General features: G+C 49.0%; 2 protein-coding genes. Both read right to left on the bottom strand.

The features are described from left to right. Window positions 1-475 precede the first annotated feature (475 nt). On the bottom strand, window positions 476-1,447 hold the full coding sequence (locus DK188_RS21240) for a PorP/SprF family type IX secretion system membrane protein (protein WP_111672868.1): 972 nt from the start codon (window positions 1,445-1,447) through the stop codon (window positions 476-478). Between the two features lie 72 nt (window positions 1,448-1,519). Next, on the bottom strand, window positions 1,520-3,396 hold a 1,877-nt coding region (locus DK188_RS21235; protein WP_157963337.1), incomplete at its 5' end, for a T9SS type B sorting domain-containing protein.

Here is a 3,396-nt window from a genome sequence, read left to right as displayed (position 1 = left end):
CAGGCAGGCTAGGGTGGGCGCAGCGGAACCCTAGGTAAAAAAACAAAAGGCCGTTTCGCCTCGGCGCAGAAGTATGGTGGGGAAGAAAAGGTGAATGCCGAGGAGGAATTCAATGATCAATGGCCAATTATCATTTTGCAATGACCAAGGGAAAAGTGTTCAGTGACAGTAGGATGGTAAAAGAATGAAGGCTGAAGGCCTGAAATTATAATAGCCCGGGGTTTTAACCCCGGGATTTGAAAGCGAAAATCCGTCTCGCCTCGGCCCAGAAATATGGTGAAGACGAAAAAGTCAATGCCGAGGAGGAATTCAACTATTGTCGGAGTAAAAGCCTTTGAGATAAGCCATTTCCACCATCCCGTGTTGTTTTCTCTCCCTCCTTTTGATCCCGAAATAATCGGTACCGTATTTGATCTAACAAACCTAAGGTAGCTATCGGGACAAGACATGCCGAGCCCTACAGGCTGGCCTAATCCTACCAAATCAACACCTCATCTTTGGTTCTCCGCTCATTGGTTCGGAATAGATTCAAGGCCAAGGAGAACTCGTGGATGCCGCCAGGAAGCAGGTAACTGTTGGCCATTGGAAATTCATACACATAGCCCAGCCGGAGCTTTCCTACCAAGAAACCAACCTGTGCATTCGTCGCATAATCCAGCCTGTGACCGACTCCGAACCAGAGCCGATCCATCATCAATACCTTAAGATTCAGTTCCAATACATCGGGCAAATCCTTACGTGATCTGAAAAAGCCGTTAGCTACAACTGCAACATTTTCATTCAAGGCCTCCCGAAATCCCGCCTGTATCATTTGCTCAGCAGGATATCCGTCCATGAATTCATCTCCATTCTGGATATTTCCCCCGTTCACCCGGTGGATGCCATAAGAAATGTAGTAGTTGGCATGGGTCAGTGCCATGCCGATGTTGAAATCGATCACGTTCAGGTTGCTAAAGGTGCCAAGATACTGGCCGATGGTCGGATCGCTGGCTTCCTCAGTAGTCAAGGCATTGCCGTCAAGCCGGACACTCTGGTAGCTCACTCCAGTTCCTAGTCTCAGGTTATGCCGCTCGGTCAGACGAACTCTAGCCGCATAGTTGACCGTCACTTCATTTTCCCGGAATGCTCCATAATTATCCTGAAGCAAATTGACAGAAAGTGCATTTTTACCCAGCAAACCCGGATCAGATTCTCCGGCCAATTCTCCGAAATCGAGCTCGGCAGAGAGAAAATAGGTCTTCGGTGCTCCTTCTATCCCACCCCACTGATTGCGGACGAAGCCTCGAACTACACTGCCTTCATAGCCCGTGAGCGCAGGATTAAAGTAACCCTGAAAGTGGGAAAACTGGGACACAAACTTGCGCGTCTGGGCTTGGAGATTTGTCCCAAGAGAAAATAGGACAATTAAAACAAGTCCAATTTTTTTATGATTTAATATTCGGTTCATGATGATTTCAATTTTTGATTGGGGAAAATTTGGAGAGATACCCTAAAGCAGCTCTCCAATTCTCTTCAGCATTTAATTTCTCAACAAGGTCACAACGCCTCTTCGGATTTCTCCGGTTTCCTTAACTTCGATCACCCAGAAGTAAGCCCCAACCGGCATTTCCTTACCCTCGAAGGTGCCGTCCCATGTCTGATCCACATCTTCGGAGTAGAACATACGCTGCCCCCCCCGGTCGAATACCTGTACTCTAGCTCCACGCAGGTAACGCAAGGCCGGCACTCCCCAGGTATCATTGATACCGTCACCGTTTGGAGTGAAGGAATTTGGCACCTCGATCTGAGATAATGAGGTTCGGGTTCGAAGGATTGTAAAGTCTTTCGTGATGACGTTTCCTGCCCGGTCTTTTACTTCTATTCTGACCGTAAACTCGGTTCGACCTGCTGCCTGCTCGGCACTGCTCCAGAACAGGATGCCATTGAGCACTTCAAAGAATCCATTGTCTACCACTCCGGACACCAAACTGATCTCATGCTGGTCGTCACTCGGATCGATTACTGTAAAGGCCCCTACCTCCAGGAAGAATTCCGTCGCACTTCCTTCAAACTGGGCATTGCTCAAGGTCACATCCAATGGTGCAGGTTTTGGCAATACCTTTACAGTCAAATTGGGAGACTGAGCAAAGTCATTGTTCAAGCCCGAAGGAAGATTTGGAGTGCCTCCTTTGATCAGGTAAGTCGATGCGACTAATGGATTGTAGTCGGCAGGATTCCAGATCACATCCAAATTGATCAGTGCACCTGTTCCGGTCACTGCCATCACCTGAGCTGGTAAATTCAGCCCGGCAACCGGAGTGCCCCAAGCCACTTCAAGACTTTGGTCGATGAAGCTCACAATCGCCCGCTCAGCCCGGTAGTCTGGAATGCCGTCATTGTTGCTGTCCTTGAAGTCATTCGCATCGCTAGGATCAGTGCCGTCTTGTTCCTCAATAAAATCAGGAACACCGTCTTCATCGCTGTCCTGACTATCACTTGGATCATCAGGTTCGGTGCCCTGTTGCTCTTCTACATAATCTGGAACTCCATCTCCATCGCTGTCTTTGAAGTCATTTGGATCTTTTGGATCGGTGCCTTCCATTATCTCAATGTCATCCGGCACTCCATCTCCGTCCCGATCCACCCGGACGATTTCAAAGTCAGCCGGAGTGAAATTGATTGTATAGTTTGCTCCTGCACTGAGGCTTCCCAGGGTAATCGGATAGATGCCTACCGCCTGACCCGGTGCTCTGTTCAGGGTTCCTGTTAGAAGACTCTCATCATCTCCTTCACCAAAGTTGGAAGCTGTAAAAGTCAATACCGGATCCAAATCCCCGAAGTCCTTGCTCTGGCCTGAATCTGCAATCACCTCTAGGGTTCTCGGAGTCACTGTAAGTTCTGCAGTCAACACCAGCGTGGTAAAGTTGGCTCCCGAGATCGTCGCTGTTACTTCCTGAGTTCCTACATCAGTTCTTCCATTGTTGGTGTAAGCTACAGTTGTACCTGCAGGAAGGGTTCCAGTAATCGCCAGTGACTTAGCCGTGCCGTCGAAAACGAAGCTTTGATCTTCAAAGATAATTCCAGTGATCGTGGCCGGGTTGATCGTCAGATCAGCAGTCAAGACGAGAGTCGTGAAATTGCTGCCCGCGATCGTCGCCGTCACTTCCTGGGTTCCCACATTAGTTCGGCTGTTGTTCGTATACGCCACCGAAGTGCCTGTCGGAAGGTTACCGGAGATCGCCAAAGACCTAGTCGATCCGTCGAAAACGAAGCTTTGATCTTCAAAGGTAATTCCAGTAACCGTTGCCGGAGTGATGGTCAAATATGCAGTCAATTCCAGCGTGGTGAAGTTCGATCCTGTGATCGTCGCCGTCACTTCCTGGGTTCCCACATTGGTTCGGCTGTTATTCGTATACT

The organism is Algoriphagus litoralis (assembly GCF_003259255.1).
Classification (GTDB): Bacteria; Bacteroidota; Bacteroidia; order Cytophagales; family Cyclobacteriaceae; genus Algoriphagus; species Algoriphagus litoralis.
This window is presented reverse-complemented; position numbering and strand designations above follow the sequence as displayed.